The sequence below is a fragment of the Arenimonas daejeonensis genome, assembly GCF_007993735.1.
Taxonomy (GTDB): Bacteria; Pseudomonadota; Gammaproteobacteria; order Xanthomonadales; family Xanthomonadaceae; genus Arenimonas; species Arenimonas daejeonensis.
This window is the reverse complement of sequence record NZ_CP042453.1, coordinates 2,341,491-2,364,322: the sequence shown is the minus strand read 5'-3', so window position 1 is coordinate 2,364,322 and position 22,832 is coordinate 2,341,491. Positions and strand designations below refer to the sequence as shown.

At 67.0% G+C, this 22,832-nt stretch carries 26 protein-coding genes and 2 pseudogenes; 16 read left to right on the top strand and 12 right to left on the bottom strand.

The features are described from left to right. Nucleotides 1-74: 74 nt before the first annotated feature. Together FRZ33_RS17970 and FRZ33_RS17965 are read right to left on the bottom strand one after the other, a co-directional pair. Nucleotides 75-1,019: a restriction endonuclease gene (locus tag FRZ33_RS17970; RefSeq protein WP_265468625.1), complete on the bottom strand. Its 945-nt coding sequence runs from the start codon at nucleotides 1,017-1,019 to the stop codon at nucleotides 75-77. 4 nt (nucleotides 1,020-1,023) lie between these two features. After that, nucleotides 1,024-1,383: a hypothetical protein gene (locus FRZ33_RS17965; protein ID WP_265468624.1), complete on the bottom strand. Its 360-nt coding sequence runs from the start codon at nucleotides 1,381-1,383 to the stop codon at nucleotides 1,024-1,026. Nucleotides 1,384-1,523: 140 nt separating this feature from the next. Between FRZ33_RS17965 and FRZ33_RS11520 the strand changes: the two genes are divergently transcribed. Further along, nucleotides 1,524-1,859 (top strand): type II toxin-antitoxin system RelE/ParE family toxin, encoded by a 336-nt coding sequence (locus FRZ33_RS11520; protein WP_146909787.1) that lies wholly within the window; start codon nucleotides 1,524-1,526, stop codon nucleotides 1,857-1,859. Next, entirely contained in the window at nucleotides 1,856-2,143 is a 288-nt protein-coding gene (locus tag FRZ33_RS11515) for a helix-turn-helix domain-containing protein (RefSeq protein WP_146909785.1), read from the top strand. The genes FRZ33_RS11520 and FRZ33_RS11515 overlap by 4 nt, the downstream gene beginning before the upstream one ends. A gap of 7 nt (nucleotides 2,144-2,150) precedes the next feature. Here the strand turns inward: FRZ33_RS11515 and FRZ33_RS11510 are convergent, their stop codons facing one another. The 3 genes and pseudogenes from FRZ33_RS11510 to FRZ33_RS11500 form a co-directional block, all read right to left on the bottom strand. Beyond that, nucleotides 2,151-2,399: a hypothetical protein gene (locus tag FRZ33_RS11510; protein WP_146909783.1), complete on the bottom strand. Its 249-nt coding sequence runs from the start codon at nucleotides 2,397-2,399 to the stop codon at nucleotides 2,151-2,153. Further along, nucleotides 2,399-3,712 (bottom strand): TFIIB-type zinc ribbon-containing protein, encoded by a 1,314-nt coding sequence (locus tag FRZ33_RS11505; protein ID WP_146909781.1) that lies wholly within the window; start codon nucleotides 3,710-3,712, stop codon nucleotides 2,399-2,401. Before FRZ33_RS11505 ends, FRZ33_RS11510 begins: the two co-directional genes overlap by 1 nt. Nucleotides 3,713-3,721: 9 nt before the next feature. Further along, a pseudogene (locus tag FRZ33_RS11500) lies at nucleotides 3,722-4,860 on the bottom strand (SPFH domain-containing protein). A gap of 215 nt (nucleotides 4,861-5,075) precedes the next feature. On the opposite strand from FRZ33_RS11500, the gene FRZ33_RS11495 reads away from it, so the two are divergent. The 4 genes from FRZ33_RS11495 to FRZ33_RS11485 are packed head-to-tail and all read left to right on the top strand — an operon-like array spanning nucleotide 5,076 to nucleotide 7,629. Continuing rightward, a complete protein-coding gene (locus FRZ33_RS11495) occupies nucleotides 5,076-5,705 on the top strand; it encodes a DUF4287 domain-containing protein (RefSeq protein WP_227977830.1) in 630 nt (209 codons plus the stop codon). Nucleotides 5,706-5,738: 33 nt separating this feature from the next. Beyond that, complete coding sequence (locus tag FRZ33_RS17020; protein ID WP_265468623.1) at nucleotides 5,739-5,870, top strand: hypothetical protein; 132 nt, start codon at nucleotides 5,739-5,741, stop codon at nucleotides 5,868-5,870. Continuing rightward, the gene (locus FRZ33_RS11490; RefSeq protein WP_265468622.1) at nucleotides 5,867-6,418 is read left to right on the top strand and encodes a response regulator transcription factor; all 552 of its coding nucleotides are present in this window, start codon (nucleotides 5,867-5,869) and stop codon (nucleotides 6,416-6,418) included. The genes FRZ33_RS17020 and FRZ33_RS11490 overlap by 4 nt, the downstream gene beginning before the upstream one ends. Further along, nucleotides 6,418-7,629 (top strand): ATP-binding protein, encoded by a 1,212-nt coding sequence (locus FRZ33_RS11485; RefSeq protein WP_146909780.1) that lies wholly within the window; start codon nucleotides 6,418-6,420, stop codon nucleotides 7,627-7,629. The genes FRZ33_RS11490 and FRZ33_RS11485 overlap by 1 nt, the downstream gene beginning before the upstream one ends. Nucleotides 7,630-7,667: 38 nt before the next feature. Here FRZ33_RS11485 and FRZ33_RS11480 read toward each other — a convergent pair whose 3' ends face one another. The 3 genes and pseudogenes from FRZ33_RS11480 to FRZ33_RS11470 all read right to left on the bottom strand — a co-directional run bounded on the left by FRZ33_RS11480 (nucleotide 7,668) and on the right by FRZ33_RS11470 (nucleotide 10,490). After that, nucleotides 7,668-8,009 (bottom strand): lipid-A-disaccharide synthase N-terminal domain-containing protein, encoded by a 342-nt coding sequence (locus FRZ33_RS11480; RefSeq protein ID WP_146909778.1) that lies wholly within the window; start codon nucleotides 8,007-8,009, stop codon nucleotides 7,668-7,670. A gap of 1 nt (nucleotide 8,010) precedes the next feature. Further along, complete coding sequence (locus tag FRZ33_RS11475; RefSeq protein ID WP_146909776.1) at nucleotides 8,011-8,781, bottom strand: glycosyltransferase family 2 protein; 771 nt, start codon at nucleotides 8,779-8,781, stop codon at nucleotides 8,011-8,013. Further along, a pseudogene (locus FRZ33_RS11470) lies at nucleotides 8,778-10,490 on the bottom strand (ArnT family glycosyltransferase). The gene FRZ33_RS11475 and the pseudogene FRZ33_RS11470 overlap by 4 nt, the downstream one beginning before the upstream one ends. Nucleotides 10,491-10,675: 185 nt before the next feature. Between FRZ33_RS11470 and FRZ33_RS17330 the strand changes: the two are divergent. The 4 genes from FRZ33_RS17330 (at nucleotide 10,676) to FRZ33_RS11455 (ending at nucleotide 13,259) form a co-directional block, all read left to right on the top strand. Beyond that, nucleotides 10,676-11,269 carry a DUF1705 domain-containing protein gene (locus FRZ33_RS17330; protein ID WP_322618992.1) on the top strand — a complete coding sequence of 198 codons (594 nt, stop codon included), beginning with the start codon at nucleotides 10,676-10,678 and terminating at the stop codon, nucleotides 11,267-11,269. Continuing rightward, a complete protein-coding gene (locus FRZ33_RS17325) occupies nucleotides 11,226-12,320 on the top strand; it encodes a phosphoethanolamine transferase (protein ID WP_322618991.1) in 1,095 nt (364 codons plus the stop codon). The genes FRZ33_RS17330 and FRZ33_RS17325 overlap by 44 nt, the downstream gene beginning before the upstream one ends. 92 nt (nucleotides 12,321-12,412) lie before the next feature. Further along, nucleotides 12,413-12,886, top strand: coding sequence for a VOC family protein (locus FRZ33_RS11460; RefSeq protein WP_146909775.1), 474 nt, complete (start codon nucleotides 12,413-12,415; stop codon nucleotides 12,884-12,886). A 133-nt stretch (nucleotides 12,887-13,019) separates the two neighbouring features. Further along, nucleotides 13,020-13,259 (top strand): hypothetical protein, encoded by a 240-nt coding sequence (locus tag FRZ33_RS11455; protein WP_146909773.1) that lies wholly within the window; start codon nucleotides 13,020-13,022, stop codon nucleotides 13,257-13,259. 9 nt (nucleotides 13,260-13,268) lie between these two features. Here FRZ33_RS11455 and FRZ33_RS11450 read toward each other — a convergent pair whose 3' ends face one another. Continuing rightward, nucleotides 13,269-14,069 carry an oxygen-binding di-iron domain-containing protein gene (locus FRZ33_RS11450; protein ID WP_158637209.1) on the bottom strand — a complete coding sequence of 267 codons (801 nt, stop codon included), beginning with the start codon at nucleotides 14,067-14,069 and terminating at the stop codon, nucleotides 13,269-13,271. A gap of 116 nt (nucleotides 14,070-14,185) precedes the next feature. Here FRZ33_RS11450 and FRZ33_RS11445 point away from each other — a divergent pair, with 116 nt between their 5' ends. Beyond that, on the top strand, nucleotides 14,186-14,779 hold the full coding sequence (locus tag FRZ33_RS11445) for a TetR/AcrR family transcriptional regulator (protein ID WP_146909769.1): 594 nt from the start codon (nucleotides 14,186-14,188) through the stop codon (nucleotides 14,777-14,779). Nucleotides 14,780-14,806: 27 nt separating this feature from the next. On the opposite strand, the gene FRZ33_RS11440 is transcribed toward FRZ33_RS11445, so the two are convergent. The 3 genes from FRZ33_RS11440 to FRZ33_RS11430 form a co-directional block, all read right to left on the bottom strand. Further along, complete coding sequence (locus FRZ33_RS11440; protein WP_146909768.1) at nucleotides 14,807-15,166, bottom strand: DUF1428 domain-containing protein; 360 nt, start codon at nucleotides 15,164-15,166, stop codon at nucleotides 14,807-14,809. Between the two features lie 85 nt (nucleotides 15,167-15,251). Next, nucleotides 15,252-18,149 carry a two-component regulator propeller domain-containing protein gene (locus FRZ33_RS11435; RefSeq protein WP_146909766.1) on the bottom strand — a complete coding sequence of 966 codons (2,898 nt, stop codon included), beginning with the start codon at nucleotides 18,147-18,149 and terminating at the stop codon, nucleotides 15,252-15,254. A gap of 115 nt (nucleotides 18,150-18,264) precedes the next feature. Then, nucleotides 18,265-18,468, bottom strand: a complete 204-nt coding sequence (locus FRZ33_RS11430) for a hypothetical protein (RefSeq protein ID WP_146909764.1) — start codon at nucleotides 18,466-18,468, stop codon at nucleotides 18,265-18,267. Nucleotides 18,469-18,585: 117 nt separating this feature from the next. Here FRZ33_RS11430 and FRZ33_RS11425 point away from each other — a divergent pair, with 117 nt between their 5' ends. The 5 genes from FRZ33_RS11425 to FRZ33_RS11410 all read left to right on the top strand — a co-directional run bounded on the left by FRZ33_RS11425 (nucleotide 18,586) and on the right by FRZ33_RS11410 (nucleotide 22,773). After that, nucleotides 18,586-19,839, top strand: coding sequence for an SPFH domain-containing protein (locus FRZ33_RS11425; protein ID WP_227977829.1), 1,254 nt, complete (start codon nucleotides 18,586-18,588; stop codon nucleotides 19,837-19,839). After that, complete coding sequence (locus FRZ33_RS16380) at nucleotides 19,797-20,009, top strand: hypothetical protein (protein ID WP_227977828.1); 213 nt, start codon at nucleotides 19,797-19,799, stop codon at nucleotides 20,007-20,009. Before FRZ33_RS11425 ends, FRZ33_RS16380 begins: the two co-directional genes overlap by 43 nt. 147 nt (nucleotides 20,010-20,156) lie before the next feature. Beyond that, nucleotides 20,157-20,660, top strand: a complete 504-nt coding sequence (locus FRZ33_RS11420; RefSeq protein ID WP_146909762.1) for a GNAT family N-acetyltransferase — start codon at nucleotides 20,157-20,159, stop codon at nucleotides 20,658-20,660. Nucleotides 20,661-20,732: 72 nt separating this feature from the next. Further along, on the top strand, nucleotides 20,733-21,665 hold the full coding sequence (locus FRZ33_RS11415; protein WP_146909760.1) for a M14 family metallopeptidase: 933 nt from the start codon (nucleotides 20,733-20,735) through the stop codon (nucleotides 21,663-21,665). Nucleotides 21,666-21,696: 31 nt separating this feature from the next. Continuing rightward, nucleotides 21,697-22,773, top strand: a complete 1,077-nt coding sequence (locus FRZ33_RS11410; RefSeq protein ID WP_146909758.1) for a DUF1615 domain-containing protein — start codon at nucleotides 21,697-21,699, stop codon at nucleotides 22,771-22,773. The last annotated feature ends 59 nt before the right edge of the window (nucleotides 22,774-22,832 follow it).

Here is a 22,832-nt window from a genome sequence, read left to right as displayed (position 1 = left end):
GCGCCGCATCGCCCACGTGCTGTCCGAGAGATACCCTGCAAAATCAGATTGATTCATCGGGGCTCTGCAGAGAATCAATCCCACAGGACTTCTTCGGGCCTTCGATTGCTGATCTGCTCTTCATACCCTGCATCGACATGCTCCAGGAAGTCCTCCGTGCTGGCCAATCCAGAGGCCAGTTTCAACTTTGTCACTTCATTGGCCAGGCTTAGTCCGTTCAGAAGTAGTACCGGGTACTGGTCTTCATAGACCTCTCGCTGGACGGGTTCGGAGAAGAACGAAGTCGTCACGTAAGCGCCGACCCAGCCTCGGCGCAGCCGAGCTACGGTTCGCGCGATATGTACGCCCCCAGTGGGCGAATCGATTTTTTCGCACTTCGCTTGGCCCAGCACCACGAGTTTGGTGCTGGAAAGACCTTCACCGATATCGATCCGGCCGACGAAATCCAACCCTCCGTCACCGGTGCCGCGAGTGAGCCAGCCGCGGTGGTAGCTTGCGCCGGTGCCGCGAACCATGGATTCGCACGCCAAGCTGGCCAGCGCCTCAAAACGGTGACGTCGCGGTTCGTAAAAGCGATAGATTGCCTCCAGGGTCTTTCCGCTCCCTGAATTCGTCGACGCAACTTGGTTGCTTTTGGAAAGGATGTGGTACCGAGCTACTCGTCGTTTGACGCGTTCAATCTCCGGGCTGCCGTATTTGACCCACTGTTGCCATGACTTGGGCGCCATGGCATTGGCTATCTTCGCTTCGCGTGCGTGATCTCGACGGTCTTGAATCCAAATCATCGCTAGGCTTTCGTCCTCTTCAGTCAGCGAGAGCACGGCCAGGTCGAAAAGGTAGTTCGTGAAGAATCCACCGTTCTTCTCGGAATACTGAGTAACCCGCCTTGCGCCGGTTATCAGTGCAAGGCCAGAGAACTCTTTGAATCCCTTTTTCGATGACCTGAACAGCAGGACCGGAGCGGCGAGCTCACGTTTCGCTTTCTCGGGCGATGTGTGCAGCTCGAACTGTCGCAACAAGGTTCTATTCCCCTGGTGCGGTACCTGGGTCGACTCCGGGTGTCTTGTTGTCACCGAAGTAGCGGGCGAAGCCCTCGTCCGGCGCAATGGTGTCGTGCCATGGGTTCTCAGCCGAGCCGAGTTTGTTTTCATTGCTGGAGAGGAGAATTACCGCAAGGCGTTCGCCATCAGATGCTCGCGTTGGGCTCGGTGCATTTATTCCCTTTTCCAACTGCAGCGTCGGCATTCCTTCAATAGCGACGACAAAGTGGAAATTGGGGATTCCGTCGATCGTCGGGATTCCCGGAGTTGCGGGTTTCGGGTAGCGGCACAATTCGCCCATTCGGAAACGTTTCATCGGATGCTCCGACAGCCAACTGTTCACCAGGTTAACCCGTAAGCCGGCTCGACCTCGATTCCAGCAGTTATCTCGGCGCCGGGCACGTCAAATTCCGACAGACGACCATCCCGAGATGTCCGAGAAGTGTAGGCCGAGGCAATTGCCGTCTATATCAAATCGGATATATGATCGCCGCGAAACCGGTCAAGTTCCTAGGAGACTCCTTAAAGCGGCTACGTGCGTTTCCAGCCAATGCCCGGCAAGACGCGGGCTACCAACTGGATCGTCTGCAGAACGGCGAGCAGCCACAGGACTTCAAGCCCATGCCCAGCATCGGGCCTGGCGTCGAGGAAATCCGGGTGCGGGACGATTCCGGCGCCTATCGCGTCATCTACACCGCACGGCGGCAAGAGGCGGTTTACGTACTGCATGCGTTCCAGAAGAAGACCGAGCGCACCGCGATGCTGGACCTCGAACTGGCCAGGCGCCGGTTCGCATCGCTGAAAGGAGAGCAGCCATGAGCAAGATCAGCGAAACAAGCTACGCCAGCGTCTGGGATGCCCTCGAACAGGATCCCATCCAGGCCGCGAACCTCAAACTCCGCTCTGCCCTGATGATCGCCATCGCCGAGCACGTGAAACGAAAGGGCTGGACCCAGTCCATTGCCGCGACCCACTGCGGCCTCACCCAGCCCCGCGTCAGCGACCTGCTGCGCGGCCACATTTCGCGCTTCTCGCTGGACGCACTGGTGAATATCGCTACCGCGCTAGGCCTGCAGCTCAGCCTGAAGATCCGTGCGGCCTGAGTCGCCGCTACCGGCCGCGCTTCACCCGCTCCCGATACGCCCCCACATTATCCCCATCAATCCGCGTCTTCCGCGTCCCCGTCACCGTGTCCACCTTGCGGTCCGACCCCGTCACGGGTTTGGCGTCGACTTTCGTCTCGCGCTCGAACGCATGCGACTTGTCGGTGTTGCGGTAGTACCGGTAGATGGCCCAGTACAGGGCCGTGCCGCCGGCCGGGCCGAGGGCGAGCAGCCAGATGCCACCGTCGTCGCTCATTACTGGCTCCCCAGGATGACTAGCACCACAGCTTCGATGAAGGTGCCGGTGGTGAGTGCCGCCAGCAGCAGCTTCCACTGCTGGATCGGGATGCTGCCCATGGTTTCGCCGGTGCGGCCGTTCACGGCGATGTAGTGCAGCATGCCGCCGTTGGCGCCGGGCTGGTGGTAGGAGTACAGCCACACCGGCAGGTACATCGCCACCCAGCGGGTGCCGTGCACGTCCAGGCTTTCTTCTTCCCAGCGCACGCCGCGGTCGTAGCGGTCCACCGAGGATTCCACCCGGTGTCGGGCGATCGACAGCAGCTGGTCTTCCAGGCGCGGGCGCAGCGCCTCCACGTCCACGTCGCGCCGTTCCGAGGTGTAACCGGCCAGGTAGCTCGCGTTCCACTTCACCGCGTTCTTGGTGTCGAAGGGCAGCACGGTGTTGATGATGTTGTGGGTGTTGGCCTTGGCGTCGAGCTTGGCGCGTTTGGCCGAGGACTCCAGCGGCAGGTCGTCCACGGTGAAGTCCACGTGACGCTGGATCGCGTACACGTCGGCGTCGTAGTAGGTCTTCTTGTCCTTGCCGGAGCCCTTCGTGTATTCGCGCGTCTTGATCTCGCCCTGGCCGGCCACGTCGGCGCTGCACTTGCCGTCCACGATCATGTAGGGCAGGTACACGCCCACTACGTTCTCGGGCGAGAACTGCGCCTTGAACTCCTTCAACGCGAACATCTTGCGCTTGCCCACGAACTGGCGGATGCGCTCGATCGCATCCTCCTTCTTGATGCGGAACGGCAGCACCGCATCGGGCACCGCGCCGTTCGCTATCTGCTCGTTCACGCCGAAGACGTGGCGGCACCAATGGCAGCGGGCCGTCATCGTGCTGTCGGTGTTGACGGTGACCTCGGCGCCGCAGCCGGTGCACTTGTAGGACATCAGGTGGGACACGTCGGCCGCGATGTTCTGCGCGCCGGACGAGATGATCGTTCCCTCCAGGTCGTCCAGGCCTTCGCCGAACCCGAACGCTTCCTCGACCCGTTCGCCATGCCATTCATTGCGGCAGTACAGGCAGATCAGCACGTCGGTGCCGGGCCGCTGCTTGATGTCGGTGGCGCCGCATTTCGGGCAGTGGTTCTGGCCGTCCTTGAGTTCCTCCGACGCCGTGTCGATGGCGACCGGGTCGGGCGCCAGCACTTCGTCGCGGATGGGCTTGGGCAGAGTGGCCGGATCCACCGGGAACGTGCCCGGCAACGGCGGCACTTCCTGCGGCGAACCCGGCCCGATGCCGGGTGGCAGCGGGGGCGGGAGGGGCGGGGGCGTATTGGCCATGGGGTCGGCTTACAGGCCCAGGGGCTTGGCCTTGACCGCGTCGTAGTCGGCCTGGCTGATCAGCCCCAGGTCCAGCATCTCCTTGGCCTTCTTCAGCTTGGCGATCGGGTCGTCGGCCGCCGGTGCCACCGGCTGCTGCATGCCGCCGACGCCGAGCATGCCGGTCGCCATGCCCACGCCCACCAGGCCCGCCGCGCCGCCGGTTTCGCCGGCCGACTGGATGCCCGCGGCCACGCTGGCCTGCAGGTTGGAATTGCCGCGGCTGCCGGCCAGCGCATCGGCGCGCTGCACGGTCTTGAGCAGTTCCTTCGTGTTCGCGTCGTACTCGATCGAGACGATGGCGGTCTTGACGATGGCCAGGCCGCGGTCGGTGCTCCACTGGTAACCCTGCTCGACGGCCGCCGACAGGCTCTTGGCGAACCCGATCGAATCCTGCTGCAGCTTGGTGATGCGGTTGCCCTTGGACGGATCGTTGGAGTACAGGCTGAAGGCCGGCGCCAGCGAACCCACCACTTCGTTGAACAGCTGGCTGGCCGCGGCATTGTCGATGTCGGTGAAATCGAACACCTGGCCTGGCGCCAGGTACTTCGCCGGCACGAAATTCTTCACGAACAGGATCGGGTCGATGATCTTGAGCGTGTACGAGCCGCGCGTCACCGCGCCGACCTGGGTGTTGAGGAAACCGTCGTCCCAGTAGATTTCCGACTGGGTGCCGAAGCGGTTGTCCGGCAGTTCCTTCAGCGAGACGAAGAAGGCCAGCTGCTGGCCGCCCGGCTGGCCGCCGAACTTGAAGCGCTCCCAGCTCTGCTTGATCAGCGGGCTGACGATGCCGTCGCCGGCGAAGATCGACTTGGAGTTGATGTCGTCCGAGCGCCATTCGTAGCCACCCGCTTCGGCGGCGAAGCCGGTGACCTTGCCGTCCTGCATCAGCAGCAGGCCATAACCTTCGGGCACGACGATCTTCGAGCCGTTGCTGATGATGTTGGTGGAACCCTTCGTGTTCGACCCGCGCCCGGCATTGGTGCCCCGGGCACGGCGGCGAACAGCGCGGCCGTCGCCGGCAGCCCGGCCGGCACCGTGTAGAAGTCCTTCCACTGGTCGGCCAGCACGCCACCGACCGCACCCACCACCGCCTGCACAAGACCCATGACTGCTCTCCGTGTTTCGTGACCGGTAGGGCACCGGTCGGCCTGACGAATATATATCGGGGCGGGGGCCGCGGTTCGGACAGGTGACTCTTGGCAGGGGGCTTTTGCCATGGCCGGCTTCGGATCGGCCTTGATGTGCGCGCTGTTCGACCGAAGGGAATTCGCGCTGCCCAAGCGGTACGATGCCGCCCAGGGGCCCCTGGCGGAGAACCGCGATGGACGTTGACAAGGCACTGGCCACGCAACTGGCCAACATCGAGAAGCGCAGCGGCAAGTCGCTGGCCGAACTGGCGGCGATCATCGCCGGCAGCGGGCTGAGCAAACATGGCGAGCTGGTGGCGATGCTGAAGGCCGACCTCGGCCTCGGGCACGGTGACGCCAACACCGTGGTGCACACGGTGAAGCAGGCCGCCACCCCGGCGCCCGCGGCCGGTGCCGATCCGCTGGACGCGATCTACACCGGTGCCAGCGCGGCCCTGCGCCCGATCCATGAGCGCCTGATGAAGGGCATCACGGCCTTCGGCCCCTTCGAGATCGCGCCGAAGAAGGGCTATGTCAGTCTGCGCCGCAAGAAGCAGTTCGCCATGCTGGGGCCGGGCACCAAGACTCTGCTCGAAATCGGCCTCAACGCCAAACGTGACGAACTGGGGCAGGCTTCACCCGGTTGCCGCCCGGCGGCATGTGCCAGTTCAAGCGCCGGATCGCCGGTGTGGATGAGGTGGATGCGGCGTTGTTGGCGGCGATCCGGGTGGCCTACGACGAGGCGGGTTGATGCCGGCCCCAACGCCATGCAAGTGTCCGCGCCGGTCCCGGAGGCGCTTAACGGCAGGTTGAGAAGCGCGTGAGATGCTGCGGGGCGCCACCCCGAGCCAGCCCCGATGCGTTCGCTGAACATCCTAATCGTCGAAGACCAGTCCGACCTCGCGGCCAACCTCTGGGACTACTTTTCGCGCCGCGGCCACACCTCGACCACGCCGCCGACGGCCAGGCCGGCCTGCGGATGGCGATGACCGGCGCCTACGACGTGATCATCCTCGACCTGGGCTTGCCCCGCCTGGACGGCCTGGTGCTGTGCCGCCGGCTGCGCGAGGCCGGCCGCGGCGTGGCGGTGATCATGCTGACGGCCCGCGACCAGCTTGACGACAAACTGAAGGGGTTCGCGGAAGGGGCGGACGACTACCTGGTGAAACCGTTCGCGCTGCGCGAGCTGGAAGCGCGGATCGGCGTCCTGACCCGATTGCGTGCCGCCGACCCGGACCAGCCGCTGACGGTCGCTGGGCTTGAACTCGACCCCAAGGCGCACCTGGCCCGCCGCGACGGCAAGGTCATCGTGCTGACCCGCACCCAGACCCATGCCCTGGAATGCCTGATGAGGGAGTCGCCGCGGATCGTGGACCGCGCCCGGCTGATGCGTGCAATGTGGGGCGAAGGCGACGCGGACGCCGCGGCCTTGCATACGCACATCTACCTGCTGCGCGGCCTGGTGGACAAGCCGTTCGACACGCCGCTGATCCACACCGTGCACGGCATCGGTTATCGCTTCGGGAGAGACACCTGATGTTCAGAAGGCCGTTGAGGAACCGGATCGCGCTGACCTGCGGGGTCATCGGGTTCGTGCTGAGCCTGTGCTTCGCGGTCGCGACGACCATCGTCGCCGAAGAGTACGAACACATCGTGATCCAGGCGGTGCTGGATGGCCAGGCCAGAGAGGTGATGGAGCAACTTCGGTCCGATCCGCAGGCCGTGCTGGTCAACTCCGAACATTTCTCAAGTTACCGCCAAAGCGATGCACCGGAGATTTTCCGGGCGCTGCCGAACGGGTTGCACGAAGTCGAGGCCGAAGGGCGCGACGGGTTGCACGCCGCGGTCTACGGCGAGGGGAGCGACCGGTGGGTCTTCGCCATCGAGGTCGGGCCCATCGAAATTCTGGAGCGCTACCTGGCCCGCGCGATGTTCGTGATCGTGATCTGCGGCTCCCTGCTGGCCGGTTGGCTCGGCTGGCTGCTCGCCAACCGCGCCATCCAGCCCGTCGTGCACCTGGCCGACCGGGTGAGCGCTTTGCCCGCACGTCCCGTCGCGACGAACATGGCCGAAGACTTCATTGCCAACGACGAGATCCGCCGGCTGGCTTCCTCGATTGACGGCTACCAGCAACGTCTGGTCGAGGTTGACGCTGCAGAGAAGGTGTTCTTCAGCAACGCCAGCCATGAACTGCGGACACCGATCGCGGTCATCCAGGGCGCCGTCGAAGTGCTCTGCGACGATCCCGCCATGACGTCCGGGCAGCGGGTGCGAATCGGCCGCATCGATCGGGCCATCCTGGAACTCGGGTGGTTGCTCGAGGCCCTGCTGCTGTCGGCTCGTGGCGTGCCGGCGGACTCGGAGCAGATCGACATCGCGGCGACCATCGAGGAGGCGCTGGCCCGCATCGTCGCCGTCGAACCCGACGCGGCCCGACGCATCACGCTCGACCTGCGTTCGCCGCTGACCGTGACGGCGCCACGTCGGTGGACCGACTGCATCCTTTCGGTGCTGTTGCAGCGCGTGTTGAACAAGGCGCCCGGTACGGCATGGCAGGTCGTCGTGACCGATGCCGGGCTCGACGTGCTTCAGCCGGATAATGGCCAGGTCGCCGGCGATCGGGTGCAGCGAAGCGACCTGGGCCTGAACCTGATGTTCGTCGACCGCCTTTGCCGCGGCCTGGGCTGGCGCCTCGAACAGCGGATATCCGAACAGGGCGCGCTGACGCTGCACCTCGGCATCCGTTGACGGCAGGCGTGGCGCGGCAGAGGGGTGGTGACGGGTACCTAGTGCGTGGATCGCTGCCTGTTCCAGCCGCGATGACGGATGTCCAGCCACAGGCTGTAGGCGGCGGTGAAGGCCGGGAACAGGTTCTGCACCACGCCGACCGCGTCCTGCTTCTGTGAAAAGACGAAATAGCTCAGGGTCATCGCGCTGCCGGCCAGGCTCATGTACCAGAATGCGCGCGGGATGACCGGTTTTCCGTGCTTGCGGGAGACCAGGAACTGGACCAGCCAGCGGCCCCCGAACATCAGTGCGCCCGTCAGGCCGATCAGCTTCCACGGCGACATGTGGATGCCGGTCCATTCCAGGCTGGCGATCGGCGAGTTCATGAAGTCGAAAGGCATCTCAGAGCTCCTGGATCCGCGTGATCCTGCTGCGCTTGATCAGCCAGGCAACGCCGACCAGGTCGCGGATGCCGACCAGGGCGCGCTGGAGGTTGTTGTATTTCGAGACGCCGGACGAGCGCGGCCGGTGGTGCACGGGAATGCTGACGGTGGTCCATCCCGCCCGCTGCATCAGCGCCGGCAGGTAGCGGTGCATGTGATCGAAGTAGGGAAGATCGAGGTAGGCCTCGCGTTCGAACAGCTTGATGCCGCAGCCGGTGTCCGGGGCGTTGTCGCGCAGCATCCGCGCGCGGATCGCGTTCGCCCAGCGCGATGCCCATCGCTTGCTGGTCGAGTCCTTCCGGTCCACGCGCCAGCCGGCGAACAGCCTGGTTTCCGGCGAGGCGGCGTCGCGTGCGGTGAGCAGTTTCGGGATGTCGGCCGGATCGTTCTGGCCGTCGCCGTCCAGCGTGGCGATCCAGGGGGCGCGCGCGGCCTTCACGCCGGTGCGGATCGACGTGCTCTGGCCGGCGTTGGTGAGGTGGCGGACGACGCGAAGTTCTTCGAACTCGGTTTTCAGCATCGAAAGCACGGCCAGCGAGCCGTCGCGCGAGCCGTCGTCGACGTAGACGACCTCGAACGCCACCACGCCGCGCAGTGCCGCGACGATTTCGCGCAGCAAAGGCGCCAGGTTGGATTCCTCGTTGAAAACGGGGACCACCACCGAGAGTTGGGGCCGTTGAGCCTTGACCCCGGGCGACCGGGCGTTACTGGTGGGCAGGGCGTGATTCATTCGATCACCTCGTCCGGCAGCGGCGGCGTGGTGCAGCCCGGGATCAGCGCGGTGCCGGGCACCAGCATCCAGTTGCGCCGGTTCGCCCGCCCGGCCGCGACGACACGGCCCGGATCCACGCAGGGGCTGGTGGCTTCCTCGAGTACGAAGATCCAGCGGCGTTGGGGGCTGCCGCCAACCAAGTGGCCGCCTCGTTCCACTGCGCCTGCCAGGGCTGCTTGAATCCGAAGTCGACGACGGGGCGGTCGGCCTGCAGCAGGTTCTGCTCACGCCAGGCGATCATTCCCAGCTCGGCCTCCGGGCCCAGGTGGTCGCCGACCCGCGTCATCAAGCCCTTGGCGGAACTGCTGGCATCCAGTGCCGGCGCCAGGCCCAGCCCGTAGGCCGTCCAGAGAACGGCCGTGAACGCCACCGTGGCAATCGCGGCGTGGCGCAGGCGTCCGACGAAGGCGAGGCCGAGCCCGACGATACCGACCGCCGTGATCCAGCCCAGGAACACCCGCAGCGCCTCATCGCCGATGTCGCGTTCGGCGGCCAGCTTTGCGCCCACAAGCCCGGTTCGAACAGGCCGCTCGCACCCAGCGCCGTCAGCGCCAGGGAAAAAAGCACGACGTAGCCCAGCAGCACGCGTCGCGGCCCGGTACGCGCGAGCAGTTCCGGCAGCAGCGGCGCCGCGGCGAGACACAGGGCGGGAAACGCAGGGAACAGGTAGACCTCGCGCTTGCCCGGGCTGGCGCTGAAGAAGACGAAGACCAGCAGGCTCCAGCCGAGCAGGACCAGGGTCTCCGGAGCGCGGCCGCGCAGTTGCCGCCACCATCCGGGGACGAGCCAGGGCAGCAGCAGGGCCAATGGCAACCACAGGGTCGCAATGACCTGCAGGTAGTACCAGGCGGGCTGCACGTGGTGCCAGGCGTTCACGTATCGCTCGCCGGTCTGCCTGAACAGCAGTTCGGCGGCATAGGCACGCAGGTCGGGTTCGTCGGAGACGGCCAGCGTCGCAAGCAGCGGGGCGAGCCAGACCGCTGCGCCGGCCAGGAAGCCTGCCGGTACCAGCAGCCAGCGCCAGCCATCCGACGTCGTCGGTGAGGCCGGCCCCACTTGCGCGCCACCGCCCACGGAATCAGCGCCAGCAACGGCAGGAAGCCGACGCCCTTGGTGACGGTACCGACGCCGGCCGCAAACGCGCCGACCCACAGGGCGCCCCAGGCCGGCCCGCGAAGGGTGTGCCGCAGCAGACCCCACAGCGACAGCGTCGTCAGGAATACCAGCACCATGTCGATCTGCGCCCGCTTGGCCTGCAGTCCGAACTGCACGCAGACGAACAGGGCACCGGCCGCGTAGACCGCGGCTTCGGGACCCCATAGCCGCCGGGCGAGGTCGTAGGTCAGCCACAGCGTGCCGAGCGCCGCGAGCAGCGAGGGCAGCAGGAAGGCGATGTCCCAGTTCCGGATCGCCAGGAAGCTCGCCGCCTGGGTCCACATGAAGACGGGCGGCTTCTCCGCGTACAGCTCGCGTCCCCGGTGCGGAACGAGCCAGTCGCCGCTTTCGACCATGGTCCTGGCCGCCAACGCGAACCGTGGTTCGTCCGGCGGCGACGGCTGGCGCATGCCGAGGCCGGCTGCCAGGCTGATCGAGGCGATCAGAAGCAGCATGACGATCGGGTTCGACAGCGAACGCCAGGTTCTGGCGCGGGTCGCGGAAGCAGGCATGTACGCACGGTCTCGGGGAGTGCCGGAATTTTATCGACCGCGATTTGGGCCGAATTAACGCCCGGCTGAGAATCGGCCTAGGGCAGCCTACGTCGCCTGTCCGCAGTCTGTGCCGAATGAGCGCACATCCCGACCGTACGAGTATCGAATCCCCCTTCCCGCTGCCCCGTCGATCACCTTCCTTCGTGGACGTTGCGCGCGACCGGCTTGGCTGGCGCCCGGAGCTCGACCAGGAGTGGCTGGGCCTGCTGGTCAGTCTCTACTTGACGATTGCCTGCAACGGCGCGTTTTGGCGCGCTTTCGCGGCATCCACCGATCCATTCACGGCGAAGGGCTGGCTGACGGCAGGCAGCCTCTTCGTCGCGATCACCGGGCTGCAGTGGCTGCTGTTGATGGTGGTGCAGATGCGTTGGTCGGCGAAGGCCATTCTGGCGGTGGCGATCGCGGTGAGCGCGGCGGCGGCGTTTTATATGGACCGCTACACGGTTTATATGAACCCGGAAATGCTGCGCAACATCCTGCACACGGAACCCAAGGAGTCGGCCGAGTTGCTGACGGCGGGGCTGTGGTTGCACCTGTCCGTATTCGCGGGCCTGCCGATCGCCGCCCTCTGGCGCGTCCGGATCGTACGGCTGCCGTGGCGGCGCGCCGTCGTTCGACGCGCCGCGGCGCTGGGCATCGCGTTGACCGTCACCGTCGCCGCCGGCACGATCGGGTTAGGATACCGCCGCGCTGATGCGCAACCAGAAGGAACTGCGCTACCTGATCACGCCGGGTAACGTGGTCGCCTCGCTGGTCGCGGTGATTTCAGCCGACTCCGCCGGCCATGGGCAGCCACTGAGGCCGATCGCGGAGGATGCGCATGTCGAGCGGGTGACCGGCGCCCGGCCGAAGCTGCTTGTGATCGTCGTCGGCGAGACGGTGCGCGCGCAGAGCTGGGGACTGAACGGCTACGCCCGCCAGACCACGCCCGAACTCGCGGCGCTCGACGTCGTCAACTTCAGCAACGTCACCGCCTGCGGGTCCAGCACCGAAGTGTCCTTGCCGTGCATGTTTTCCCTGCGCGGACGGCGCGACTATGACGCCCGCGACATCAAGCGCAGCGAGTCGCTGCTGCATGTGCTGGAGCGCGCCGGGATCAGGACCTTGTGGCGCGACAACCAGACGGGCTGCAAGGGTGTCTGCGAGGGCCTGGCGTTCGAGTCGTTCCTGCATTCGGACGATCCAGCCTGGTGCGACGGCGAACGCTGCCTCGACGAGGTCATGCTTGACAACCTGTTCGAGACACTGGACCCGGCCGCCGGCGACCGTGTGATCGTCCTGCACCAGCTCGGCAACCATGGGCCGGGCTACTACCGGCGCTACCCGGCGCGGTTCAGGCGGTTCACACCGACCTGCGATACCGACGACCTCGGCGCCTGCCGCCGGGAAGAGATCGTCAACGCCTACGACAATGCAGTTCTCTATACCGACCATGTGCTCGCCAAGGCCATTGCCGGGCTCGATGCGCAGCAGGGCTTCGATGCCGGGATGATGTATGTGTCCGACCACGGGGAGTCGTTGGGCGAGAACGGCCTCTACCTGCATGGCATCCCCTATGCGATCGCACCGGACGTGCAGACGAAGGTTCCGTTGTTCCTTTGGTTTTCGCAGCGCTGGGCCGAAAGTTATGGCGTCGACCGGCCTTGCCTTCGGGCAAGGCAGTCGGCGGCGCTGGGCCACGACAACCTGTTCAGCACCGTGCTCGGGCTGATGCAGGTTCGAACCAGGGCCTATGATCCGGAACTTGACCTGCTTTCGAATTGCAGCAATCCGGCTCGGCACTTTTGATTGGCCTAGACTCGGCCCTCGATCCCACGCCTCGAACCGAAGCGTTCAGGCTTTTGCCAGCCCCGGCTACGGCGGCACAGAGGAGGTAATCCATGAACAAGAACACCATCTGCCTGTGGTTCGATCACGACGCCGAGGAGGCCGCGCGTTTCTACACCGGCCTTTTCCCCCAGAGCAGCCTCGGCGCGGTGCACCGGGCCCCGTCCGACTACCCCGACGGCAAGGCGGGCGACGCCCTGACCGTGGACTTCGTGGTGGCCGGCATCCCCTGCATGGGCCTCAACGGCGGCCCGCACTTCAAGCACAGCGAAGCCTTCTCCTTCCAGATAGCCACCGAAGACCAGGCGGAAACCGACCGCTACTGGAACGCCATCGTCCAGAACGGCGGCCAGGAAAGCCAGTGCGGCTGGTGCAAGGACAAGTGGGGCATCAGCTGGCAGATCACGCCCAAGGTCTTGATCGAGGCCATGGTCACGGGCGGCGCGGTGGCCAAGCGCGCGTTCGAGGCCATGATGCCGATGCGGAAGATTGATGTGGCGGCGATCGAGGCGGCGGTGCGGGGGTGATGACCTGAGGCCCAGGTATCGGCATTTGCATGGTGTTTCATTCGGCCTGACGCAGGTCAAGGCGCCCACACCCCATCGGCGCCACCCTCACCCCTGCCGAGCGCACTCCCGCGCCCACGACAGAGGCCGAGCCATGAAATTCCACATCCCGCTCTCCGGCGCCCAGTTCGACCTGGCGCGCCTGCAGTCCGTCATCACCGCCGTTGACCCGGCGGCCGTGATCGACCGCGACCCGCTGGCCTCGCAGCTGCGGATTTCGGCAGGGCTCAGCGTCGGCGAGCTGCAGGCGCTGGCCCGCGATGCCGGGCTGGAACTGACGGAAGCGCAGATCCAGCGCCAGCCCTCGGAATGCTGCGGGGGTTGTGGCGGGTAGGTGCACCCTTCACGCCACCTCGGTCTCGGCCAGGCTCTGCGCCGCATGGGCCGCCACCGCCGCCTCCAGCGCCACCATGTCGCCCGGCAAGCGCTGGCTTGCCGCCATCGCCGCCTGCGCCAGCCGGCGGCCTGAGCGCAGACCCAGCGGCAGGTGCGCGGTGAGCACACGCTCCGGCGCCAGGCGTTCGACGGCGCCGAAACGGCGTGCGCGCAGCGTGGGCTCGAGGTCGGCCTGCCACGGCGCATCAATGGCGCCCCAGGTCACCAGGCCGTCGCGCAACGTGCTTTCGTCGATGTCCTCCAGCGACGCCGCGGCCTCCGGAAGCACGGCGCCGAACGTGTCCACGGCGTACAGCACGCCGGTTTCATCGTGGAAGCCCAGGGTTTCCGGCGCGTCGTAACACGGCGGACGCACCGCACGCAGGCGCCGGCCGCCGATGATGATCTCGTCGCCCGGCATCAGCACCTGGCAGCGCGACACGTCCATGCCGGACAGCTGCAGCTTGGCCTGGCCCAGCAGGCCCACCAGCACGCGGGCCTGCGGCGCCAGTTCAAGGATGCGCGCCAGGTTGCCGGTGTGGTCCGGGTCGGCGTGGCTCAGCCAGATCCAGCGCAGGTCGGCCGGATCGACCACGGAACCGAGGGTCTGGATGAAGGCGTCGCCGAACAGGCCGGCGCCGGTGTCCACCAGCATCGGCTCGCGGCCGGCGTGCACGAAGGCGTTGTTGGCCAGCATGCCCAGGCCGGGAATCGGCATCCACGAGGGCAGGGCGGACCACATCGAACCCAGTAGCTGGGCCGGGGCCATGAAGGGGGTGGGGGTGACGTTTGTCATATTGGGTGAACATAGGTGTTTGGGGGAATTCAGGCTAAAACCGGCCCCTTGGCGTTGTCAATAGTTCAATAGACACATATGATCACCCAATGACAGAAAAGCGCCCCTACCGCATGCGCCGTCGCGCCGAGTCGCAGGACCAGACCCGGCAGCGCATCGTCGACGCCATCATCGAACTGCACGAGGAGCTGGGGCCGCGCGCCAGCAGCATCAGCGCCATCGCCGAACGTGCCGGCGTGCAGCGGCTGACGGTGTACCGGCATTTCCCCGACGACGAGGCGGTGCTCACTGCCTGCACCAGTGAATGGGGCCGCCGCAATCCGCCGCCGGATCCGGCCCTCTGGGAAGGAATCGCCGACCCGGCCAAGCGTGTTCGCTCGGCGCTGGCGTCGTTCTTCAAGTACTACTCGGGCACCTGGCGGATGTGGTCGGTGGGGCACCGCGAAGCGCCGGACGTGCCGCCGCTGCAGCCGGTGCTGGCGGAGTTCGGGCGGATGCTGGACGGCATCGCCGCATCACTGGCCACGGGCCGGCGCGGCAGCAAGGCGCATGCACGCGCCGTGGCCACGCTGCGCCATGCGCTGGCCTTCCCGACCTGGGAAAGCCTGCAGGCCCAGGGCCTGGACGACGACGGGAAAGTGGCCCTGGTCGAGGCCTGGCTGGCGGGTGTCGGCGGGCGCTGAGTCACCGCATCCGTCGCAGCGCACGGCTCAGCCGCCCAGCACCACCACCGGCTGGAATCCGCCATAGATCATGCGCATGCCGTCGTAGGGCGGCGGGTTCAGTTTCGGGTCCATGCGCGGGTCTTCCATCATCTGCTTCATGCCGGCGTCGCGGATGGTCTTGTCGGGCCATTCGACCCAGGCGAACACCACCGTTTCGTCATCCTTGCACTGCACCGCGCGCTGGAAGTCGGTCTGTTTGCCGGGCGGGACTTCATCGCCCCAGCACTCGTAGACGCGGATGGCTCCGAGCTCGAGGAACACCGGGTCGAGCCGGCGGGCATAGTCGATGAGTTCCTGCTTGTTGGCGGTGGGCACAGCCATCACGAAACCGTCTACGTAGGCCATGGCGCTTTCCTTCGTCGGGGGAACGGGAATGGTGCACCGGGGCCGTTGCCTGGTTGTGAGAATTTCGTTTGACGGTGCAGGTGCTTCAGGCCCGCACCACCCGATCCCGTCCCTCTGCCTTGGCCCGGTACAAAGCCTTGTCCGCCGCGCTGAGCACGCGTTCCGGCGAATCCCCGTCGCACGGAACCATGCTCGCCACGCCCGCGCTGAGGGTGACGATGTCCGTTACCTCCGAGGCGCGGTGGGGAATGCCGAGGGCGCGTACGGCGTCGCGCATCCGCAGGGCGAGGGTGGCGGCTTCGTCGATGTCGCAATCGGGCAGCAGCACCGCGAACTCTTCGCCGCCGTAACGCGCCGCCAGGTCGGCGTCGTTGCGCACGGCCTTCGCCAGGGCCATGGCCACGGCGCCCAGCGCCGCGTCGCCCGCCAGATGGCCGTAGCTGTCGTTGTAGGCCTTGAACGCGTCCACGTCGGCGATCAGCACCGCCAGCGGCGCGTGGCGCCGGGCGTGGTCGTCCCAGGCCTGCACCAGCCGGCGGTTGAACTCGCCGCGGTTGGCGATGCCGGTCAGGCCGTCGAGGGCGGCGACGCGCTGCAGCCGGATGTTGGCTTCGCGCAGGGCTTCGGTGCGCTGAGCGACTTCATGGGTGAGTTCGCGTTCGCGCACGTGCGCCTGGCGCAGGCGCACGCGCACGATGGTGGCGATCAGAACGAGGCCGATAATCACGGCCAGCACGCGGAACCAGGCCGTCTGGTTCCACAGTGGCACCAGCGTGAACTGCACACTGGCGCCTTCTTCGTTCCAGACACCGTCGTTGTTGCTGGCGATCACGCGGAACACATAGTCGCCCGGCGGCAGGTTGGTGTAGTGGGCGATGCGGCCGTTGTCGCCCTCGTGCCAGTCGCGGTCGAAGCCGTCCATGCGGTAGCGGTAACGCACGGCGGCGGGGGCGATGTAACTCATCGCCGCGTAGTGCAGCTCGAGGCGTTCGACACCGGGGCCCAGGCGTCCGGCGTTTTCGGGATCAACCTCGACACCATCCACCAGCAGGCGTTCGACCACCACCGGCGGCGGTCGCGTGTTCAGCTGCAGCCGCGCCGGATCCACGATCACCACACCCTTGGCGGTGCCGAACCACAGCCGGCCATCGGCCGTGCGCCAGGCCGGCGTCTGCGAGGCGCCGTTGGCCTGGGCGTTGAGCATGCCGTCGGAGACGCCGTACCAAAGCGGACTTATGGAACTGACCCGGCCGGCATCCAAGGCATCGAGATCCGTCTTCTTCACCCGGCCAATGCCGCGATTCGAACTGACCCAGAAATACCCCAGCCCATCATCAAGAATCGCGAACACCGCATCCCCATGGAATCCGGCCCGCTGCAGGTATTCGGTGACGACGCCGTCGCGGACGCGCATCAGGCCCAGGCTGGTGCCCAGCCACAGATCGCCATCGTCCGTCGGGTGGAAGGCGAACACGCTGGTGCCTGCCAGGCCATCGGTGCCGCAGCGGTCCAGCTTTCCGTCGGTCACGCAGCGCAAGCCACTGCGCAGGCCGATCCAGAGGCGGCCGGACGGGTCCTCGTACAGCGCGCGGGTATCGTCGCCCCGCGTGACTTCCAGTGGTTCGACCCGGTCGCCGACGATGCGCACCACGCCCTGCAGCGTGCCGGTCCACATGCCGCCGTCCCGCGCCGGCTCGAAGGCGAACACGATCGTGCCCGGCAGCCCGTCGTCGATGCCGAAGCTGCGGGCGCTGCCGTCCGGATCGAACCGCGTCACGCCCTCGGTGCCGGCCACCCAGAGACGTCCGTCGGCATCGGATTCGATCGAGCGCACCAGCTGGCTGGGCAGCTTTTCATTGAAGCGCGGGGCGGGGATCAGTTCCGGCTCGACGTAACGCGCCAGTCCACTGCCGTCGGTGCCGACCCACAAGGTGCCCTTGGCGTCCTGGTGCACGGCGCGCACGGCGTTCGAGGCCATGTCGCCGACCACGGTGACCAGTTTGGACTGGCTGAGCCGGTGCACGCCGCTGGAGGTGGTGCCGATCCAGAGATTGCCCTCGACGTCCTCGAACATCGAACGCACGGTTTCGCCGCGCATGCCGTTCAGGCCGTCCTCGCAGTCGAAGCGGGTGGCCGTGAGGCGGCACAGGCCCATGTCCAGCGGGGCGAACCAGAGGTTGCCGTCGCGGTCGCCGAACAGCGAATAGATGCGCCGACCCTTCAGCGCCGCCAGTCGCGGGTGGGCCTCGAAGCGGCCGTTGCGGAAACGCGCTGGTCCGGCCTGGGTGCCGACCCAGGCGGTGCCGGTCGCGTCCATGGCGAGGCTGTAGACGGCATTGGTCGGCAGGCCCCTGGATTCGTCGAAGACTTCGGCCTTGCCGTCGTGCCAGCGCACCACGCCCACGCCGTCGGCCGCGATCCAGACGCCGCCCGCGGGGTCGGCGACGATGGCGCGGTAGAAGCCACGGGGAGGGAAGCCGTCGTCGGTGCCCAACAGGCGGGCCTGGCCGTCATCCACCCGGACCACGCCGGCATTGGTGGTGAGCCACAGTGCCCCCGAGCGGCTGGCGACGATGCCGAAGATGCTGTCGATGCCGTCGGGCAGCGCAAAGGGTTCCAGCCTGCGGCCGCGATAGTGGAACAGGCCGCTGTTGAGCGTGCCGACCCACAGCGTGCCGTCCTGGTCCGCGCCCACGGCCGTGATCGCCGAGCTCTTGAGCACCGGTGCGATCCGCGGGTCGATGGTGTTGAAGCCGGCGCCGCTGTGGTGCACCAGGCCGCCGTAGGTCGCCAGCCAGATCGAGCCGTCGGCGCGCTGGGTGATCGACAGCACCGTGCCCTGCGGCAGCTGGTTTTCGTACCAGGCATGGGTGAACTGGCCGATGGCGCGCTCGGGGTCGAGGGCGTAGGCCGGCAGGGTGGGCAGGGCACCGCAAAGGGCGCAGAAAAGCAGCGCGCAGACGCGCCAGGTGCTACGTATCACGCGACATCATGTGCTTGGGTCCCCCAACCCGGTGAGATGGCGATGTTAGCAGCCGTTACGGGGTGTTAGTGAATAAGCGGACAGCCGCGCGCATCGGTCCGCAGGTGCGCCCGTACTATCCGCGCGGCCCGCGCCAGGCCAGCCAGCCGGTCACCAGCGCGGCAGCGGCCAGCACCAGGCTCGACCAGGCCGCGACCTGCGGGATGATGCCGGCCATTTCGTCGAAGGCGCGGCGCCCGGCCGGGGTGTGCAGACCCCAGTAGCCGAAAATGCCGCAGCCCAGGGCCAGCAGGAACAGGATGACGGTGGCGGTGCGCATGGTCGGGCCTTCCGGACGGCAGGGGCGCGGCCAGCCTATCCGGTCTGGTCCCGGGTCGTCATTCCGTACGGGTGCATCCCTATACTGGGGTCTCCAACCCTTGCCCCGGACCTTCCCATGCTCGGCACTTCCCTGATCCTGGTCGCCGCCATCGCCGCGGCTGCGCTGTTTGGCGTCACGCTGTTCTTCTGGGTCATCGCCCTGCGCCGCGTGGTGCCGGTGAATGAAGTGCACATCGTGCAGACCCGCAAGAACACGGTCTCGTACGGCAAGGGCTTCGACAGCAACACCTATTACGAGTGGCCCTCGCGCATCCCGATGATCGGCCTGACCCGGGTCACGCTGCCGGTGTCGAACTTTTCCATCGACCTGCCGGACTACGCGGCCTACGACAAGGAACGCGTGCCCTTCCTGGTGCACGTGATGGCCTTCTTCCGCATCAGCGACTCCAACACCGCCGCGCAGCGCGTCGCCTCGTTCGAGGAATTGAAGGAACAGCTGACCGCCATCGTGCAGGGCTCGGTGCGCACCGTGCTTGCGGCGCACGAGATCGACCAGATCATGCTCGACCGCAGCCGCTTCGGCGAAGCCTTCACCAAGGAAGTGCAGCCGCAGCTGGGCGGCTGGGGCGTGGAGGCGATCAAGAACATCGAGCTGATGGACATCCGCGACAGCAAGGACAGCGACGTCATCCACAACATCATGGCCAAGCGCACCTCGGGCATCGAGCGCGAGTCGCGCCTGGTGGTGGCCGACAACATGCGCCAGGCCGAGATGGCCGAGATCGCCGCCAAGCGCGAGATCGAGATGTCGCGCCAGCTGGCCGCCGAACAGGTGGGCCTGCGCACGGCCGAGAAGGACAAGAACGTGGGCGTGGCCAACGAGCAGGCGTCGCAGCAGGTGAAGGTGCAGCAGCGCGAAACCGCGGCCAAGGAAATGGACGTGGTGCAGGTGAACACCGTGCGCGGCGCCGAGATCAGTCGCGAGGCCGCGGTCATCGCCGCCGCCCAGGCCAAGGACGTGGCCATCGTGCAGGCCGACGCCGCCCGCCAGGTGTCCGTGGTGTCCGCCGAGGCCGCCAAGCAGGTCGCCATTGTCTCGGCCGAGGGCAACAAGCAGCAGACCGTGCTGACCGCCGAAGGCCAGCTGGAAGCCGCCAAGCGCAACGCCGAGGGCATCACCCCGGAAGGCAACGCCAAGGGCCAGGCCGAAACGGCGATCCTGATGGCGCCGGTGGACGCGCAGATCAAGCTGGCCGAGAAGATCGGCAGCGACAAGGGTTACCATAATACCTGCTCGGCATCCGCAACATCGAGGCCGCGCAGGCGGTGGGCACGGCCCAGGCCGAAGCGCTCAAGTCCGCCGACGTGAAGGTGATCTCCAACGCCGGCAGCCCGGGCAAGGGCCTGTCCGGCGTGATGGACCTGTTCTCGGCCGACGGCGGCACCGCGGTGGCCAGCATGCTCGAAGGCCTGGCGCAGTCGCCGGAAGGCAAGAAGCTGCTGGAGAAATTCGTCAACAAACCAGATTCCAAGGGCTGACGCCCTTCGCCTGGGCACCTCACTTCTCCCTCTCCCCTCGCGGGAGAGGGCCGGGGAGAGGGGGCGGCGGCAAAGCGGAAAGCCCTGGCGGGTCACCGCGCATTCCTGCGTATGACCTGCAGGTTCGTCCGACCCTGCGAGACCCGCATGAAAACGCACCTGCCCGACCTCCGCATCCGAGCGGCCGATGTCGCAGACCGCGAGGCGCTGGACGCCGTCCGCGCCGCGGCCTTCGCACCGGTCTTCGCCTCCTTCCGCAACCTGCTGGGGCCGGAGCTGTATGCGCTGGCGCAGGAAAAGGACGACCAGGCCCACGGCGAGCTTCTGGCCGGGCTGATGGCACCGGATTCCGGCTGGGAGGTGTACGCCGCCGAATGCAGCGGGCAGGTCGTGGGCTTCGTGTCCGTTCGACTGGATTCCGGACGCGCGATGGGCGAGATAGGACTGAATGCCGTCGCCCCGGACCACACCGGCCGCGGCATCGGCACGGCGATGTACGAATTCGCCCTGGCGCGCATGCGCGAGGCCGGCATGCGGGTGGCGACGGTAGGCACCGGTGGCGACGTCAGCCATGAACCGGCGCGCCATGCCTACCGCAAGGCGGGTTTCAACGCGCAGGTGCCCAGTGTCTGGATGTGCTGCCGCTTGTAGGACGGGTCGGCATCGCTGCCGCGGCAGGGTGCGGGCTACACTTGGCCAGCGATATCAAAGCGAGCACCCACCATGAACACACTCGAACGTTTTTATCCCATCGGCCAGCCCGGCCAGCCCTGGGGCGCGGCCGAAAAGGCCCAATGGCGTGCCAGTCAGCGCCAGCACCGCAGTTACGCCGGGGATGTGCTCAGCGCGATCGAGCGCCTGCGCGAACGATTCGACGTGGTGCCGTACGGTGAGCTTGATTACGCGCCGGACGGCCGGTATCCACTTTTCGCCGTCCGCAGTCGCCACTGGCGTGACGGTCTGCCCTGTGCGCTGGTCACCGGCGGAGTGCACGGCTACGAAACCAGCGGCGTGCATGGCGCGCTGCAGTTCATTGACCGGCATCTGGCGGACTACGACGGCCGGCTGAACGTGCTGGTGGCGCCCTGCATCAGCCCCTGGGCCTACGAGCGCATCCACCGCTGGAACCCGGACGCGATCGACCCGAACCGGTCCTTCCGCGCCGACAGCCCGGCGGGTGAGTCGGCCGCGCTGCTGCGCCTGGTCGAACCGCTGCGCACGCAGTTCATCGTGCATATCGACCTGCACGAGACCACCGACAGCGACGAGTCCGAGTTCCGCCCGGCGCTGGCCGCGCGTGATGGCAAGCCGTTCGAACCCGACCTCATTCCCGATGGTTTCTACGCGGTGGACGACACCGAGGCGCCGCAGCCGGCCTTCCAGCAGGCGATCATCGAGGCGGTGGCGAAGGTGACCCACATCGCGCCGGCCGACGCCAAGGGCGAGATCATCGGTTCTCCGGTGGTGGCGCACGGCGTCATCCGGTATCCGCTGCGCCAGCTGGGCCTGTGCGCCGGCATCACCGACGCGCCGTACAAGTGCACCACCGAGGTCTATCCCGACAGCCCGCGCGCCACCACGCAGCAGTGCAACGACGCGCAGGCGGCGGCCGTGTGCGCGGCACTGGATCATGCGTTGGCGCACAGCGGCCGTTGAGGCGTCCACGAATCCGCGCCGTCGGCCAGGCATGACCCGATCGTCTCGTCCGCTGTGGGTGGCTATGCTTCTGCTCGCCGGCTGCGCCACCACGCCGCCGGGGCCGACGCCCGACGAGGTGCGCGGCGAGATCGCACGCCGGTTGCCCGCCACGCTGGACGACCGTGCGGGCTGGGCCACCGACATCCAGGCGGCCTTCGCCGCGCAGGACATCGCGCCGATCCCCGAGAACATCTGCGCGGTGCTGGCGGTGACCGAACAGGAATCCGGCTACAAGGCCGACCCGCCGGTCGCCAACCTGCCGGTGATCGCGCGGCGTGAACTCGAGCGCCGTGCCGCCGCGCTGCACGTGCCGATGTTCGCGCTCAACGCCGCGTTGAAGCTCAAGTCCACCGACGGCCGGACCTACGACGAGCGCCTGTCGAAGGTACGCACCGAACGCGAACTCAGCGAAATCTACGAGGACCTGACCGGCCGTGTGCCCCTGGGCCGTCGCCTGCTGGACGGAAAGAATCCGGTGCAGACCGGTGGGCCGATGCAGGTGTCCATCCCGTTCGCCGAATCGCACGCGGACGACTATCCGTATCCCATCCAGGACAGCGTGCGCCGCGAAGTGTTCACGCGCCGCGGCGGCATGTATTTCGGCATCGCCCACCTGCTGGGTTACGACACGCCGTACACGCGCAAGGTGCACCGGTTCGCCGACTTCAACGCCGGCTGGTATGCCAGCCGCAACGCTGCCTTCCAGAATGCCGTGGCCGTGGCCAGCGGCCGCACGCTGGCATTGGACGGCGACTTGTTGACGCCAGGCGCGCCGCTGGCCCGTCCCGGCGAGACCGAACTGGCCGTACGCAGCCTGTCCGGCGAACTGGGCATGGACTACCGGGCGATCCGCGAGGCGATGGAACGCGGCGACCGCCTCGACTTCAACGACAGCGAGCTCTTCGGCCGGGTGTTCGCCCTGGCCGAACGCCGCGCCGGCAAGCCGCTGCCGCGCGAGATGATCCCGGGCATCACCCTGGAAAGCCCCAAGATCACCCGCCGGCTGACCACGGCCTGGTTCGCCACCCGGGTGGACGAGCGCTACCGGCGCTGCATGGTGCGCTAGCCGGGACCCCCGACTTTCGCCATGTGCGGCTGGCCTGGACCAGTGTCATGGTCGCGTTT